12 protein-coding genes are annotated in these 15,094 nt (G+C 46.5%); 11 read left to right on the forward strand and 1 reads right to left on the reverse strand.

The window, feature by feature from the left end; all coding sequences use genetic code 11:
• The 8 genes from ispG to KHO06_RS03020 all read left to right on the forward strand — a co-directional run bounded on the left by ispG (position 1) and on the right by KHO06_RS03020 (position 8,594).
• A complete protein-coding gene (gene ispG / locus KHO06_RS02985) occupies positions 1-1,119 on the forward strand; it encodes a flavodoxin-dependent (E)-4-hydroxy-3-methylbut-2-enyl-diphosphate synthase (RefSeq protein ID WP_212582074.1) in 1,119 nt (372 codons plus the stop codon).
• Positions 1,120-1,174: 55 nt separating this feature from the next.
• Entirely contained in the window at positions 1,175-2,443 is a 1,269-nt protein-coding gene (hisS, locus tag KHO06_RS02990) for a histidine--tRNA ligase (RefSeq protein ID WP_212582075.1), read from the forward strand.
• Between the two features lie 125 nt (positions 2,444-2,568).
• On the forward strand, positions 2,569-3,183 hold the full coding sequence (locus KHO06_RS02995) for a YfgM family protein (RefSeq protein WP_005424701.1): 615 nt from the start codon (positions 2,569-2,571) through the stop codon (positions 3,181-3,183).
• A gap of 12 nt (positions 3,184-3,195) precedes the next feature.
• Complete coding sequence (gene bamB / locus KHO06_RS03000) at positions 3,196-4,356, forward strand: outer membrane protein assembly factor BamB (RefSeq protein WP_212582076.1); 1,161 nt, start codon at positions 3,196-3,198, stop codon at positions 4,354-4,356.
• Positions 4,357-4,537: 181 nt separating this feature from the next.
• The gene (gene der / locus KHO06_RS03005) at positions 4,538-6,034 is read left to right on the forward strand and encodes a ribosome biogenesis GTPase Der (RefSeq protein ID WP_038890727.1); all 1,497 of its coding nucleotides are present in this window, start codon (positions 4,538-4,540) and stop codon (positions 6,032-6,034) included.
• Positions 6,035-6,128: 94 nt separating this feature from the next.
• On the forward strand, positions 6,129-6,998 hold the full coding sequence (locus KHO06_RS03010; RefSeq protein WP_212582077.1) for an alanyl-tRNA editing protein: 870 nt from the start codon (positions 6,129-6,131) through the stop codon (positions 6,996-6,998).
• A 294-nt stretch (positions 6,999-7,292) separates the two neighbouring features.
• Positions 7,293-8,297 (forward strand): sensor domain-containing diguanylate cyclase, encoded by a 1,005-nt coding sequence (locus KHO06_RS03015; RefSeq protein WP_010648365.1) that lies wholly within the window; start codon positions 7,293-7,295, stop codon positions 8,295-8,297.
• A gap of 72 nt (positions 8,298-8,369) precedes the next feature.
• Complete coding sequence (locus tag KHO06_RS03020; protein WP_010446190.1) at positions 8,370-8,594, forward strand: zinc ribbon domain-containing protein; 225 nt, start codon at positions 8,370-8,372, stop codon at positions 8,592-8,594.
• On the opposite strand, the gene xseA is transcribed toward KHO06_RS03020, so the two are convergent.
• Positions 8,587-9,918, reverse strand: a complete 1,332-nt coding sequence (gene xseA, locus KHO06_RS03025; protein ID WP_212582078.1) for an exodeoxyribonuclease VII large subunit — start codon at positions 9,916-9,918, stop codon at positions 8,587-8,589. The genes KHO06_RS03020 and xseA overlap by 8 nt on opposite strands.
• 232 nt (positions 9,919-10,150) lie before the next feature.
• Here xseA and guaB point away from each other — a divergent pair, with 232 nt between their 5' ends.
• From guaB to KHO06_RS03040, 3 genes are all read left to right on the forward strand, one after another.
• The gene (gene guaB, locus KHO06_RS03030) at positions 10,151-11,614 is read left to right on the forward strand and encodes an IMP dehydrogenase (RefSeq protein ID WP_045383352.1); all 1,464 of its coding nucleotides are present in this window, start codon (positions 10,151-10,153) and stop codon (positions 11,612-11,614) included.
• Between the two features lie 126 nt (positions 11,615-11,740).
• Positions 11,741-13,294, forward strand: coding sequence for a glutamine-hydrolyzing GMP synthase (gene guaA / locus KHO06_RS03035; protein ID WP_045393184.1), 1,554 nt, complete (start codon positions 11,741-11,743; stop codon positions 13,292-13,294).
• Between the two features lie 164 nt (positions 13,295-13,458).
• Positions 13,459-14,982, forward strand: a complete 1,524-nt coding sequence (locus KHO06_RS03040) for a Na+/H+ antiporter NhaC family protein (RefSeq protein ID WP_212582079.1) — start codon at positions 13,459-13,461, stop codon at positions 14,980-14,982.
• Positions 14,983-15,094 lie beyond the last annotated feature (112 nt).

The raw sequence follows: 15,094 nt of genomic DNA on the forward strand, positions 1-15,094 counted from the left end.
ATGCAACACGAATCTCCAATTATTCGTCGTAAATCGACGCGTATTTATGTGGGTGATGTGCCAATTGGTGATGATGCACCAATTGCAGTACAGTCAATGACAAACACTCGCACGACTGATGTGGAAGCCACAGTCGCACAAATCCGAGCATTAGAAAAAGTGGGTGCAGACATTGTACGTGTTTCTGTTCCTACTATGGATGCTGCGGAAGCCTTTAAGCTCATCAAACAGCAAGTGTCTGTGCCGTTAGTTGCGGACATTCACTTTGACTACCGTATTGCCCTGAAAGTGGCCGAGTACGGTGTTGATTGTTTGCGTATCAACCCAGGCAACATCGGTAACGAAGAGCGTATTCGCTCTGTTGTTGATTGTGCCCGTGACAAAAACATCCCTATCCGTATCGGTGTAAACGGCGGTTCTTTGGAAAAAGATCTGCAGATGAAATACGGTGAGCCAACGCCAGAGGCATTGGTAGAGTCGGCGATGCGTCACGTGGATCATCTAGACCGTCTTAACTTTGACCAGTTCAAAGTCAGTGTGAAAGCGTCAGATGTGTTCCTAGCGGTGGATTCATACCGTCTATTGGCCAAACAGATTGACCAACCTTTGCACCTTGGTATCACCGAGGCGGGTGGTGCTCGCGCTGGTGCAGTGAAATCATCGGTTGGTCTTGGTATGCTTTTGGCTGAAGGCATCGGTGATACGCTGCGTATCTCGTTGGCGGCAGATCCGGTAGAAGAGATCAAAGTTGGCTTTGATATTCTTAAGTCTCTGCGTATTCGCTCACGTGGTATCAACTTTATTGCTTGTCCAAGTTGTTCACGTCAGGAATTCGACGTGATTAATACAGTGAACGCACTGGAAGAGCGCCTCGAAGACATCATCACACCTATGGATGTGTCTATCATCGGCTGTGTCGTAAACGGCCCTGGTGAAGCTGAGGTTTCACACCTAGGTCTAGCTGGAAGCAACAAGAAGAGCGCATTCTACGAAGACGGCAAACGTCAGAAAGAGCGTTTCGACAACGATGATCTAGTGAACCAGCTAGAAGCGAAAATCCGTGCGAAAGCGTCTGTATTAGACCAAGCTAACCGCATCGATATCAAACAAGAAGATTAATCTCATAGCTTGAGCACGCTAAGTGTGCTCGGGTTACTAAGCGACGGTAATAATTGTGGCAAAGAAAATCCAAGCAATCCGAGGCATGAACGACTGCCTTCCAACTCAGTCTCCGCTGTGGCAGAAACTTGAAAAAGCAGTAAAAAGTACTGTGAGCGCATACGGCTACAACGAAGTGCGCATGCCAATCGTTGAAGAAACAAACCTATTCAGCCGCGCGGTTGGTGAAGAGACAGATGTAGTTTCAAAAGAAATGTACACCTTTGATGATCGTAACGGAGACAGCCTAACACTTCGCCCTGAAGGTACGGCGGGCTGTGTACGTGCATGTATTCAAAACAGCCTGATTAACCGTGATGAACAACGTCTATGGTACATGGGCCCTATGTTCCGCCACGAGCGTCCGCAGAAAGGTCGTTACCGTCAATTCCACCAGTGTGGTGTTGAGGTGTTCGGTCTAAATGGTCCGGATGTTGATGCTGAGCTTATCATGATGACAGCACGTCTATGGCGTGAGTTGGGTATCAATGAGCATGTTCGTCTTGAGCTTAACTCTATCGGTTCTCAAGAAGACCGTGCAGACTACCGCACGGCACTGGTTGCATTCCTTGAGCAACATATCGATGTGCTGGACGAAGATTGTAAGCGTCGCATGCACACGAACCCACTGCGAGTTCTGGATACGAAGAACCCTGACGTTCAGGCTATTTTAGGTGATGCACCTCGTCTTTCTGAGTACTTAGGTGAAGAATCTAAAGCGCACTTCGCAGGTCTATGTGAACTTTTAGACGCTGCAGGTATCGAATACACAGTTAACGAGCGTCTAGTTCGTGGTCTGGATTACTACAACCGCACGGTATTTGAGTGGATCACTGAGAGCCTAGGTGCTCAAGGCACAGTATGTGGCGGTGGTCGTTACGATGGTCTTGTAGAACAATTAGGCGGCAGTGCAACACCAGCTGTTGGCTTTGCTATGGGTCTAGAGCGTCTTGTACTGATGCTAGAAACACTAGAGCTAACAGACGTTCGTCGCAGTGTCGATGTTTACGTTGTGACAGCAGGCGAAGGCACAATGATGGTGGGTATGAAGCTAGCAGAACAGCTTCGTGAAGCAATTCCAGGCGTTCGCGTGATGAGCCACTTCGGTGGTGGTAACTTCAAGAAACAGTTTAAGCGCGCAGATAAAGTGGGTGCTGTAGTAGCATTGGTTCTGGGCGAAAATGAAGTTGCAGAAAACACCGTAGTACTAAAAGACTTGGTGGGTGGTGAGCAAGAGACTTACAACCAAGCAGAAGTTGCTGAGAAGATCGCAGCACTGATTTAAGTCTTTTAATAAGCTAAAGATTAAATCCTAATTCGTAATAGTAAGGCTCCCAAGATAGGAGCCTTTCGACGAAATAGGAACAATGGCAGCCTCGCTGTCATTTACATGTTTTAAGAGGACAGGAAGTGGAACTTTACGATACTGAAGAACAACAAGTTGAAGCCATTAAAGACTGGTGGAAGGAAAACGGCAAAGCCGTCATCATCGGTGCGGTTGTTGGTTTAGGTGGTCTATTTGGCTGGCGTTACTACCAGGATTCTGTGATTCAGGCGAGTGAAGCAGCTTCTCAAAGCTACACAACAGTAATGAACGCTCTGCAAACCAAAGGTGCAGACGCACAAGCGGACATTCAAGCGTTCATCGACTCAAACGAAGTTAAAGAGTACTCAGTACTTGCAGCACTTCAACTAGCGAAAGTACAAGTGGATGCGAAAGATCTTTCTGCTGCACTTGAGCAACTGAAATGGGCTCAAAGCAACACCAAAGATGCCGCGCTATCTCCACTTATCAGCTACCGTATTGCGCGCATTGAAGCTGAAATGGGTAACTTTGACGCAGCAAACGCTGAGTTAGGAAAAGTGACTGATGCAGCATGGACTGGTCGTATTGCTGAGCTGCGTGGTGATATCGCTCTTCGTCAAGGTGACAAAGAAGCAGCATACGCAGCGTACACTGAAGCTCAACAAGCTGCAGACGCTAGCCCAACGCTACAAATGAAATTGGACGACTTGGCGAAATAAGGACCGCATTGGATGAAAAGAGTCTTTAAGAAAGCCTTGTTAGGGGCATTAACAGTGGGAATCCTAGCTGGTTGTGCTGGCGAGGAAGATACCATTGTCATGGCTCCACTACCTCAGGTAGACAACGAGTTTACGCCAAGCGCGAAATGGTCGACGTCGATTGGTGATGGCGTAGGGCACTATTTCTCAAAACTGTCGCCTGTTGTGGCAAATGACACTTTGTTTGTTGCAAGCCGTGATGGTCTAGTTAAAGCGCTGGATCCAGAAAACGGTAAGCAAAAATGGCAAATTGACCTAGAAGAAGATGTGATTGCGCGTCTTTCTGGTGGCATCACTGCCGCTTACGGTAACCTGTACATCGGTTCTGAAAATGGTGAAGTCATTGCACTTAGCCAAGAAACTGGTGAAATCATTTGGCGTATCGAAGTTGGTGGCGAAGTTCTAGCACGACCGGTTGCGGATTCGGGCATGATCATCGTAAACACGAGCCGTGGCACGTTGATTGCGTTAGATGAAAGCACGGGTGAACAACGCTGGGCACTGAGTACCGAAGTACCAAACCTAACGCTACGTGGCGATAGCACGCCAACGGCGATCGGTGGTGGTGTATTCTGGGGTACGGCAAACGGCCGACTGGCGGCAGCGATTGTTGAACGTGGTCAGCTTATTTGGCAACAACCAGTAGGTACACCAAAAGGTGCAACGGAAATCGATCGTCTGGTAGACGTAGATTCTTCACCGGTTGTTCTAGGTGGCACTCTTTTCACCATCGGTTATAACGGTCAGCTTATTGCTATCGACTTGCGCAGCGCAAACCCAATTTGGAAGCGCAACTACTCATCGGCGAACGATATCGCGACAGATGGTAGCCGTATTTTCGTGATCACTGAGAAAGATCATGTAGTGGCAGTTGATGCTCGCAGCGGTACTGAGCTTTGGGAAAACAGCAAGCTGGAATACCGTCAGCTTACTGCTCCAGTTATCGTTGATAACTACCTAGTGGTGGGTGATACATTGGGTTACCTACACTGGATCGATCGCTCTACAGGCGAATTCGTTGCACAACAATATGTCGATGACAGTGGTTTTGCTGTTGGTCCGACGTTATTGTCTGATGGTTACGTGATTACAACTCGCAATGGCGATGTAAAGAAACTAACCATTAACGAATAATATCGTGATATAATTCACATTCGGCTCCTGGCTGGTAACAGTTAGGAGCCGTTTTGTTGTTTGAAATTATTATTTATTAACCGTTATTCCTGACGTGGTTATAGGTAAAAAGCTGGTTTGATTTGGCATCGAGCAAGTCGTTACCTATAACTACAGAAGAAAGATTATTGTAGAGGTTGTTATGGTACCTGTTGTTGCTCTAGTAGGGCGTCCGAACGTAGGTAAATCTACACTATTTAACCGATTGACACGCACACGTGACGCGTTGGTTGCGGACTTCCCTGGCCTAACGCGAGACCGTAAATATGGCCAAGCTCGCCTTGGTGAAGAACACGAATTTATCGTTATCGATACCGGCGGTATTGATGGCACAGAAGAAGGCGTAGAAACGAAGATGGCAGAACAATCGCTCGCTGCGATTGATGAAGCTGACGTAGTACTATTCCTTGTTGATGGTCGCGCTGGCTTAACGCCATCGGATGAAGCAATTGCTGCGCACCTGCGTAAAATCGAAAAGCCAGCAATGCTGGTAGTAAACAAGATCGATGGTATTGATGCCGATGCAGCTTGTGCCGATTTCTGGCAACTTGGTGTTGACGATATGTACCAAATTGCTGCAGCACACGGTCGTGGTGTGACGGCATTGCTAGAACGCGCATTAGCGCCATTCTTTGATGATCTACTGGCAAGTGAATCTGAAGAAGGTGAGATTGAAGATCTGACTGAATTTGAAGATGAAGAGCTAGCGGTTGAGGATTACACCGAAGAAGACGCAGAAGCTGAGTTCAAGCGTTTGCAAGACCAGCCAATCAAACTGGCTATTATCGGTCGTCCAAACGTTGGTAAATCAACACTGACTAACCGTATCCTTGGTGAAGAACGCGTTGTGGTATATGACATGCCAGGCACTACGCGTGACTCAATCTACATTCCAATGGAACGTGATGGTCGCGAGTACGTATTGATCGATACTGCAGGTGTACGTCGCCGTGGTCGTATCAACGAAACAGTAGAGAAATTCTCTGTTGTTAAAACACTGAAAGCCGTAGAAGATGCAAACGTGGTTCTATTGGTTATCGACGCACGTGAAAACATTTCTGATCAAGACCTGAGTCTACTTGGCTTCGCATTGAATGCTGGTCGTTCAATCGTACTAGCAGTGAACAAGTGGGATGGTCTAGATAACGAAGTGAAAGAGAACGTGAAGAAAGAACTCGACCGCCGTTTAGGTTTCGTTGACTTCGCTCGCATTCACTTTATCTCTGCGCTTCACGGTACAGGTGTTGGTCACTTGTTCGAATCGATTCAAGAAGCGTACAAGTCGGCAACGACACGTGTTGGTACTTCTGTTCTGACTCGTATCATGAAGATGGCAACAGACGATCACCAACCACCAATGGTTCGTGGCCGCCGTATTAAGCTGAAGTATGCGCACGCGGGTGGTTACAACCCACCAATCGTGGTTGTTCACGGTAACATGGTTCGCGATCTACCAGATTCGTACAAGCGCTACTTGATGAACTACTTCCGTAAGTCTCTGGAAATCATGGGTACACCAATCCGTATTAACTTCCAGAACAGCGACAACCCGTACGAGAACCGCACAAACAAGCTAACGCTATCTCAAGAGCGTAAGCGCAAGCGTATGATGTCTGCAGTGAAGAACCGCAACAAGTAATCGCCTAAGGTTTTATGAATACCCAAGTTTCGACTTGGGTATTTTTTTATAAGCAGAATTTTGCTCTAAGCAATGTATTAGAAGTATGAAGACCATGACCATCACAGCTACCAAGACGCGCTTCTGTCATCAAACTTGGCAGTTAGAAGCGCACGTACAATTTGTTCAATCTACATCAGAAGCTACCCACGTTGTTACTGATGTCACGCCTTTTCATCCCGTTAGCCATATTTGGCCTGATCACCCAGCAGATAAAGGCACACTGACGGTGCATGGTAAGAGCTTTGATGTGATTGATTGCCAAGTGGGGGCTGTAGAACTAGCAAGCGGCGAGTTATATGTTGGCCAAGCTATTCCGGTAAAACGTGATACGGAAGGGTGGGCGTTTGTGGTGGTGCACGTATTGTCACGAACTGATGCTATTAAGGCGGATGATACTGCATTATTGGAAGTCGACAAAGAGTACCAGTTGTCGTTAAGCCGTGGACATAGCGCTGGGCACATAGCATACCTTGCGCTTAATAAGGTGCTGGCGCAAAACTATTGGCGTAAAGACGCTGACCGCAAAGACCCACACGGTAATTACGATTTCAATAGCTACGCCCAAGAGACCAGCTTTGTTACCCCGGATAAATGTCTGGATACCTATCGTTTAGGCAAAACTCTTCGTAAAAGGGGTCTAAACAGTGCAGATATGCTGTCTGACTTGAAAAGCATCGAACAACAGGTGAATGTTCTGTTGGAAGATTGGCTAGAAAGAGACATGGCGATCACCATCGATTGTCATGGTGAACACCTTACCGATTCACGTTACTGGCAGTGTGATTTAGGTGAAGGTGAAATCGCGGTCATCCCTTGTGGGGGAACGCATGCGAGCCATTTAAGTGACTTTGGTTCTATCCAAGTAACATTGGTGGAAATAGACCCACAGACAATTGAAATGCACACCGATGTAATACGCTAAATTTAGATTTTGATCCTTTTATCAAATCCTGTTTCACTTGGTTTTTAATTAATCTTGTGGTTTTTAGTTCTGTTTTAAATCGAAGGACAGAATATGTAACTTATGCTTTCGGTATGTGGTTATATAAATATTCTTTTAAGGGGTGATCGCTGATCAAAAGGGAAATATCCGAAGATCAGCATACGATCTTTTATAGTGTCGCGTTCGTATATTGTGATTTAGTTACCTGTGCCATATTTATAGATTTATTATATTGCAGGCTAACAAACATAATAACGATGTGAATACACCACAATGGACAAAGATAGACTGTTAGATGCTCACCGAGCAGTCAATCGTCTTTTAGGTAAGCTTGCTCTGGGAATGGAACGCGATAGTCTCAACCATGAAGTTATCAAGTTAAGTGAACGCCTATTTGGGAAGAGGCAAGCTTCCATTTTACGATTGCACCCCGATACCAACACATTGCATTTGGAATTTGCCCCGCATTTACCTGACTTCTACAATCAAGCGATTGAAGGGGTTGCGATTGGGCCGCAAATAGGATCATGCGGCGCTGCCGCGTTTTTGAAGCAAACCGTCGTTGTCAGTGATATCGATCACCATGTTAACTGGGCACCTTTCCTTGAACTGACTCAGCAGGCTCAACTCCGGGCTTGTTGGTCTGTTCCGATCATTGCTTCGGATGGCTATGTATTGGGGACATTCGCTGTATACAGCAATACGCCCTCTGAACCGCATGCCTATGAGCTCGAAGTGCTCGAAATGTTGGCTGCTTTGTATGCGGTAGCATTAGAGAAGTATCGTTTAGAAGAGCAACTGCATTTTCATGCCAGTCGAGATCCACTCACGCACTGTTTCAATCGACGAGCGTTATTGACGGAAGTTGACCGAAAAATTAACGGTAAATGTGGTCGCAATGCTGTGGTTGGATGTTTCTTTGTTGATATTGATGAGTTTAAGTACATCAATGATCGTTTTGGTCATGAGACTGGTGACCAAGTCTTGGTGCTAGTGGCTGAGTACTTGAAGCAGGCGTTTCGCTCATGTTCCGTAATAGGGCGGTATGGTGGCGATGAGTTTGTTGGTTTCTGCTGTTTCCCAAACCAGCATACTTATCAATCTTTTGTCGAGCGCTTAGAAGATGAGCTTAACCAAGTGTGTCAACTTGAAGAGTATAAAGTAAAAGCCAGTATTGGTGCTGCTTGCAGTACTGCCAGTGAGCGAGCAGTATTACAGCAGCTTATTCAACAAGCCGATGTTGCTATGTATCAGAACAAACGCGCCAAACGAGCGTGATTAAGATCAAGGCACTAAGCTGGCTTATGATTAGACTGTAAGTCAATGAATTGTGTTTTTTTAGGGGTAACCATGCAACCGAATATTTGCCCAACATGCGACATCGAATTGGAATGGACAGGGCAATACCATTGCAATAAGTGTGAGTCGGATTATAAGAAAGTGGGATTTTGTCCAGATTGCGACGCTGAACTGGAAAAGCTACAAGCTTGTGGTGCAGCAAACTACTTTTGCAACAGTTGTAATGAACTCAAATCGAAATCACGAGTTCGATTTGAGTTTCAAAAAATCAGTTAACGGTAGAGCGAAGCTCACCATCAGATAAGCGGGTGACCAATACGTCGCCCGTTTTCACATCTTTCGCCTGAGTAACAACCTGACCTTGCTCAGTTTGAGTAATCGAGTAACCACGTTTTAGCGTTGCCAGTGGGCTTACCGTATCTAACTTCTCCGCTGCAATTGCCAGTTGATGGCGCATGGTCAGTAACTTACGGTCCATCGCATCCAGCAATTTTTGCTCAACTCGGTCAAGCTTCGACTTCTGCTCAGTCAAGCGCTTTACTGGTGAGTTCAGTTGTAGGCGATGATGTTTGCGTTCCACCGCTTGTTGGCGTGTCGTGATGAATCGTTGCATTGCGCGTTGCAGGCGCATCTCCAACTCATCAAGTTGTTGTGTCTGGCGCTGCAATTGATAGCTTGGGTGTTGGCGCTCCAAACGATGCATCAGTTGAGCTGATTGCTGCTTTTGTTGCGTTAGGTAGTAACGCATTGCACTGGCTAGCTTATGTTGGCGAGTCACCAAAGCTTGATCTTTGTGGCTGTTATCGCGGCTTACCAATTCAGCCGCCGCTGATGGCGTCGGCGCTCGCATGTCCGCAACAAAGTCAGCAATTGTCACGTCAACTTCATGACCAACTGCACTGATGATCGGAATTTGGCTTGCAGCAATAGTGCGAGCAAGGATTTCGTTGTTAAAGCACCAAAGGTCCTCTAACGAACCGCCACCACGACCAACAATCAATACATCACATTCATCACGACTGTTTGCACGGCCGATTGCCTGCGCAATTTGAATGGCTGCTTCTTCACCTTGCACCATGGTTGGGTAAACCACCACGGGTAGAGAAGGATCTCGGCGTTTCAATACATCCAGGATATCGTACAGTGCGGCACCGGTTTTCGAGGTGATCACACCAACGCGTTTTGGGTGCTCAGGTAAAGGCTGCTTATTGGTTTGAGCAAACAAACCTTCTGCTGCCAGTTTCACCTTAAGTGCTTCGAACTCTTGCTGCAGACGACCATCGCCTTCTGGCTGCATGCTTTCAATAATCAATTGGTAGTCACCACGCGGCTCGTACAGAGACAGGCGTGCTTTAACTAGAACTTGATTGCCGTTAGCAGGTTTGAAAGTGACGCGACGATTGTTACCACGGAACATGGCACATTTAACTTGAGCGCGAGAATCTTTAAGAGTGAGGTACCAGTGACCAGAGACGGGAGCTGAGAAGTTGGATATCTCTCCGACAAGCCAGACGATCCCCATTTCGTTTTCGAGCAGCAGACGCACTTCGGCATTGAGACGAGAAACAGTGAAGATGTTTTGATTGGTCTGGGAGAGCACAGCTAATTCCGTAGACGTGAGTATGGAAATTAGCGGCAATATAATACATAGCAAGGGGGTAATTGCAAGAAAAAAATTAAAAAATTTGTGGTCAAGCGATTGCGTTAACCGTATAATCCCTCCGCAATATCTAATCCAAATGTAGCCAACAACCTAAAATTGGTTACCCTCATTATGCGAAACGATGAGATTGGATTGTTCTTTCTACTCCTCTAATTGTGAGATATTGCAAATGCTAAGAATTGCCAAAGAAGCGCTGACATTCGATGACGTACTACTCGTGCCAGCTCACTCCACTGTTCTCCCAAACACAGCTGATCTTCGCACTCAGTTGACCAAGAACATCACCCTAAACATCCCAATGATTTCAGCGTCTATGGACACTGTTACTGAAGCTCGTCTAGCTATCGCGCTAGCGCAAGAGGGTGGCATTGGCTTTATCCACAAAAACATGTCTATTGAGCAGCAAGCTGCTGAAGTTCGTAAAGTTAAGAAGTTTGAAGCTGGCGTTGTTTCTGACCCAGTAACGGTAAACCCTGAAGCGACAATCGCTGACGTGGTTGCACTGACTGACAAACACGGCTTCGCTGGTTTCCCTGTAATCACAGAGAACAATGAGCTTGTAGGCATTATCACTGGTCGTGATGTGCGCTTTGTTACTGACCTTTCTAAGAAAGTATCTTCAGTAATGACAGCAAAAGAAAACCTTGCAGCAGTAAAAGAAGGTGCAACACGTGAAGAAGTGCAAGAGAAGATGCACGAAGCACGCGTTGAGAAAGTATTGGTTGTGAACGATGAGTTCCAACTAACCGGTATGATCACTGCGAAAGACTTCCACAAAGCAGAGCGTAAACCAAACGCATGTAAAGATGAGCGCGGTCGTCTTCGTGTTGGCGCAGCCGTTGGTGCAGGTGCTGGTAACGAAGAGCGTGTTGCTGCTCTAGTTGAAGCGGGCGTTGACGTTCTACTTATCGACTCTTCACACGGTCACTCTGAAGGTGTACTAAACCGTATCCGCGAAACTCGCGCTGCTTACCCAGATCTAGACATCATCGGCGGTAACGTTGCGACAGGTGCTGGTGCTAAAGCACTTATCGAAGCGGGTGTTAGTGCAGTGAAAGTGGGTATCGGCCCTGGTTCAATCTGTACTACTCGTATCGTAACGGGCGTTGGTGTTCCTCAAGTAACAGCAATCGCAGACGCAGCAGAAGTGGCGAATTCATTCGGCATTCCAGTTATCGCTGACGGCGGTATCCGTTTCTCTGGTGACATCTGTAAAGCAATCGTGGCTGGCGCATCTTGTGTGATGGTTGGTTCAATGTTCGCAGGTACAGAAGAAGCACCGGGTGAAGTGATTCTTTACAACGGTCGTTCTTACAAGTCTTACCGTGGCATGGGTTCTCTTGGTGCGATGTCTCAAGGTTCATCTGACCGTTACTTCCAGTCTGACAATGCTGCAGACAAGCTAGTACCAGAAGGTATCGAAGGTCGTATTGCATACAAAGGTCGTCTAAAAGAAATCGTACACCAACAAATGGGTGGTCTACGTTCAAGCATGGGTCTTACTGGCTCTGCAACGATTGAAGATATGCGTACTAAAGCTGAATTTGTTCGTATCTCAGGTGCGGGCATGGCTGAATCACACGTACACGACGTTCAAATCACTAAGGAAGCGCCAAACTACCGTCGCGGTTAATTTTTACTGTTGTAAAAATAAAACCTATATACCCGACGTAAACGTTTGCTTTTTTCCTTGAAGCATTAATAAGAGGCGAGTACACTCGCCTCCGTTTTAATAACCTAGCTTATAAGACTGCTCAAAATGACTAAAAATATTCATGACCAACGTATTCTGATCTTGGACTTCGGTTCTCAGTACACTCAGCTAGTAGCGCGCCGTGTACGTGAAATCGGTGTTTACTGTGAACTGTGGAGCTGGGACGTTGAAGAAGCGGATATTCGTGAATTCAATCCAGACGGTATCATCCTATCTGGTGGTCCAGAAAGCGTAACGGAAGACAACTCTCCACGCGCTCCTCAATACGTATTTGACTCTGGTGTGCCAGTACTAGGTGTATGTTACGGCATGCAAACTATGGCTGAGCAGCTAGGTGGTAAAGTTGCGGGTTCTACTGAACGTGAATTCGGCTACGCACAAGTTAAAGTTTCTGGTGAATCTGCACTGTTTAAAGATCTTGAGCTAACTCAAGATGTGTGGATGAGCCACGGTGACAAAGTAGTAGAAATTCCTGCTGACTTCGTGAAAGTCGGTGAGACAGACACATGTCCGTACGCTGCGATGGCGAACGAAGAGAAGAAGTACTACGGCGTTCAGTTCCACCCAGAAGTAACGCACACGAAAGGCGGCCTACAAATGCTAGAGAACTTCGTTCTTGGTGTATGTGGCTGTGAGCGTCTATGGACTTCTGAATCTATCATCGAAGACGCGGTTGCTCGTATTAAAGAGCAAGTGGGTGACGACGAAGTTATCCTAGGTCTATCTGGTGGTGTTGATTCATCGGTAGTAGCGATGCTGGTTCACCGTGCAATCGGCGACAAGCTAACGTGTGTGTTCGTAGATAACGGTCTTCTTCGTTTAAACGAAGGTCAGCAAGTAATGGAAATGTTCGGCGACCAATTTGGTTTGAACATCATCAAAGTTGACGCTGAAGAACGTTTCCTAAAAGCACTTGAAGGCAAGTCGGATCCAGAAGATAAGCGTAAGACAATCGGTCACGTATTCGTAGACGTATTTGATGAAGAGTCTAAGAAGCTGAAAAACGCGAAATGGCTAGCTCAAGGTACGATTTACCCAGACGTTATCGAATCTGCTGCATCTAAGACTGGTAAAGCGCACGTGATTAAATCACACCACAACGTGGGCGGTCTTCCAGATGACATGGAAATGGGTCTTGTTGAGCCACTACGTGAGCTGTTCAAAGATGAAGTTCGTAAGATCGGTCTAGAGCTTGGTCTTCCGTACAACATGCTTTACCGCCACCCATTCCCGGGGCCTGGTCTAGGTGTTCGTGTTCTTGGTGAAATCAAGAAAGAGTACTGTGACTTGCTACGCCGTGCAGACGCTATCTTCATTGAAGAACTACACGCTGCAGACCTATACAACAAAGTATCTCAAGCGTTCACGGTATTCCTACCAGTTCGCTCTGTAGGTGTAATGGGCGATGGTCGTAAGTACGATTGGGTTGTCTCTCTACGAGCGGTAGAAACTATCGACTTTATGACTGCGCATTGGGCACACCTACCATACGACTTCCTAGGTAAGGTTTCTAACCGTATCATCAACGAAGTTGACGGTATTTCTCGCGTGGTTTACGACATCTCTGGTAAGCCACCAGCGACAATCGAATGGGAATAATTTCCTGTTAGATATACCAAATTGAAAACCAGCCTTCGGGCTGGTTTTTTTATGCCTGAAAAGTGTGAACGCAGATCTCAACTTTTTTATTAGCAGATATATACATGCGAGATGGTTGAATGTATATATATTTTTAGTGTTTAAATATTAAAATTGGTATTGCTATGGAACAGGCAGAAGTTACCTCCCTTATCCCCATTATTATTACGTTAGTCCTTGCGCTAACCACAAGAAATGTTGTCGTCGGTCTTTTTGCCGGTGTCGTCAGTGGTGTGGCTATGCTTGAAGGTACATTCGTCGACAAAGGTCCGCTCGATTCGTTTAGCGCGCTGATGAAAAGTTACCTGTTGCCGCAACTGACTGACAGTTACAACGCGGGCGTCATCCTTCTTTTGGTTTTCATTGGTGGCTTTGTTGCCTTGATGGAGAAATCTGGCGGTGGCGTGGCGTTCGCTAAAAAGGTCACACAGTGGGTTGCCAGTAAATGCCAAGCACAGCTTTCTGCTTGGTTTGGCGGCGTTGTTATTTTCTTTTCAGACCTTGGTACGCCGTTGATTGTCGGCCCTGTCTTTCGTCCTCTTTTTGATAAACTGAAAGTCTCTCGCCAGAAGCTAGCCTTTATCATCGATTCAACTTCATCCCCAGTGGCGATCCTGATCCCTTTCATCGGTTGGGGCGTTTACATCATGAGCCTGATTCAAAAAGAGTTTGCTGCACTGGATGTGGGTATCAGTGATTGGGATGCCTTTATTGGCGCGATTCCTTACCAGTTTTATGCCTTTTTAGCGATCGCGATTGTGCCGATTGTCTCTTTCTTCAAACTGGATTTTGGACCAATGGCGAAAGCTGAGCAGCTTGCCGAGCAAGGTTCTGATTTTGGAAAAGTGCAAGATTCATTGAATGTGTTTGAGCATAAAAATGCAAAAACAAGTTTTGTTTGGGCACCGCTTCTCGTCATGCTAGTTGTGCTTTGTTCAATATTGGTTCCTCTCGGTTTTCCATTTCAGAAAGTGGCAGGCTCCACCTTCCGTGCTGCATTGTCGTCGGCGTATTTCTTTGCTGCAATTACCCTAATTAGTTTGATGGCGTTTTATGGCGTGAGAAAGCTCTCTGATGGCATTCAGGTTTACCTGAAAGGGATGTCGAACATGATGTCCGTTGCGGTGATCTTGGTGTTGGCGTGGTCACTGAGTTCTGTCGGTAAAGAGCTTGGCGCTGCGGCCTACATTGCAGAGCAAGCACAAGCTGGCTTCCCATACTGGCTATTGCCTGCCGTGGCTTTTCTATTGGCGGGTATTATCTCTTTTGCCACAGGGTCGTCATGGGGCACTTTTGCCATCATGATGCCATTGGTCATCCCAACCGCAGTCGCGATTGATGCGCCATTGTTGGTGTGTATCGGTGCGGTGCTATCTGGTGGTTTATTTGGTGACCATTGTTCACCAATTTCGGAAACTACTATTTTGTCTTCCACTGGTGCGGGTTGTGAGCAGTATGAGCACTTTAGAACCCAGTTGCCTTATGCGGTACTCAACGGTGCTATCGCCCTGACAAGCTTCCTTGTTGCAGGGGTAATGGCTTCTCCTTTGATTGTGCTGGTGGCAATAGTGGCGCAGTTTGCCATTTATTTGGTGCTCTCTAAGCAGCAATCTTCACCAATGTCAGAGCAAGTAATAGCAGAGCAATAGCAATAAATGAGAGCGGGGGATTATCCCCCGTTTTCTTTTGAGTCGAGGTAACAGTTTTTGTGATACTCGCTGTGTAACAGTATTTATTTATGAAATTTGCGTCGCAGAATTA

This window comes from Vibrio sp. B1FIG11, from assembly GCF_905175335.1.
Classification (GTDB): Bacteria; Pseudomonadota; Gammaproteobacteria; order Enterobacterales; family Vibrionaceae; genus Vibrio; species Vibrio campbellii.

Coding starts and splice junctions, on each gene's coding strand:
- ispG (WP_212582074.1), top strand. CDS start 1: ATGCAACACGAATCTCCAATTATTCGTCGTAAATCGACGCGTATTTAT.
- bamB (WP_212582076.1), top strand. CDS start 3,196: ATGAAAAGAGTCTTTAAGAAAGCCTTGTTAGGGGCATTAACAGTGGGA.
- der (WP_038890727.1), top strand. CDS start 4,538: ATGGTACCTGTTGTTGCTCTAGTAGGGCGTCCGAACGTAGGTAAATCT.
- KHO06_RS03010 (WP_212582077.1), top strand. CDS start 6,129: ATGACCATCACAGCTACCAAGACGCGCTTCTGTCATCAAACTTGGCAG.
- KHO06_RS03015 (WP_010648365.1), top strand. CDS start 7,293: ATGGACAAAGATAGACTGTTAGATGCTCACCGAGCAGTCAATCGTCTT.
- KHO06_RS03020 (WP_010446190.1), top strand. CDS start 8,370: ATGCAACCGAATATTTGCCCAACATGCGACATCGAATTGGAATGGACA.
- guaB (WP_045383352.1), top strand. CDS start 10,151: ATGCTAAGAATTGCCAAAGAAGCGCTGACATTCGATGACGTACTACTC.
- guaA (WP_045393184.1), top strand. CDS start 11,741: ATGACTAAAAATATTCATGACCAACGTATTCTGATCTTGGACTTCGGT.
- KHO06_RS03040 (WP_212582079.1), top strand. CDS start 13,459: ATGGAACAGGCAGAAGTTACCTCCCTTATCCCCATTATTATTACGTTA.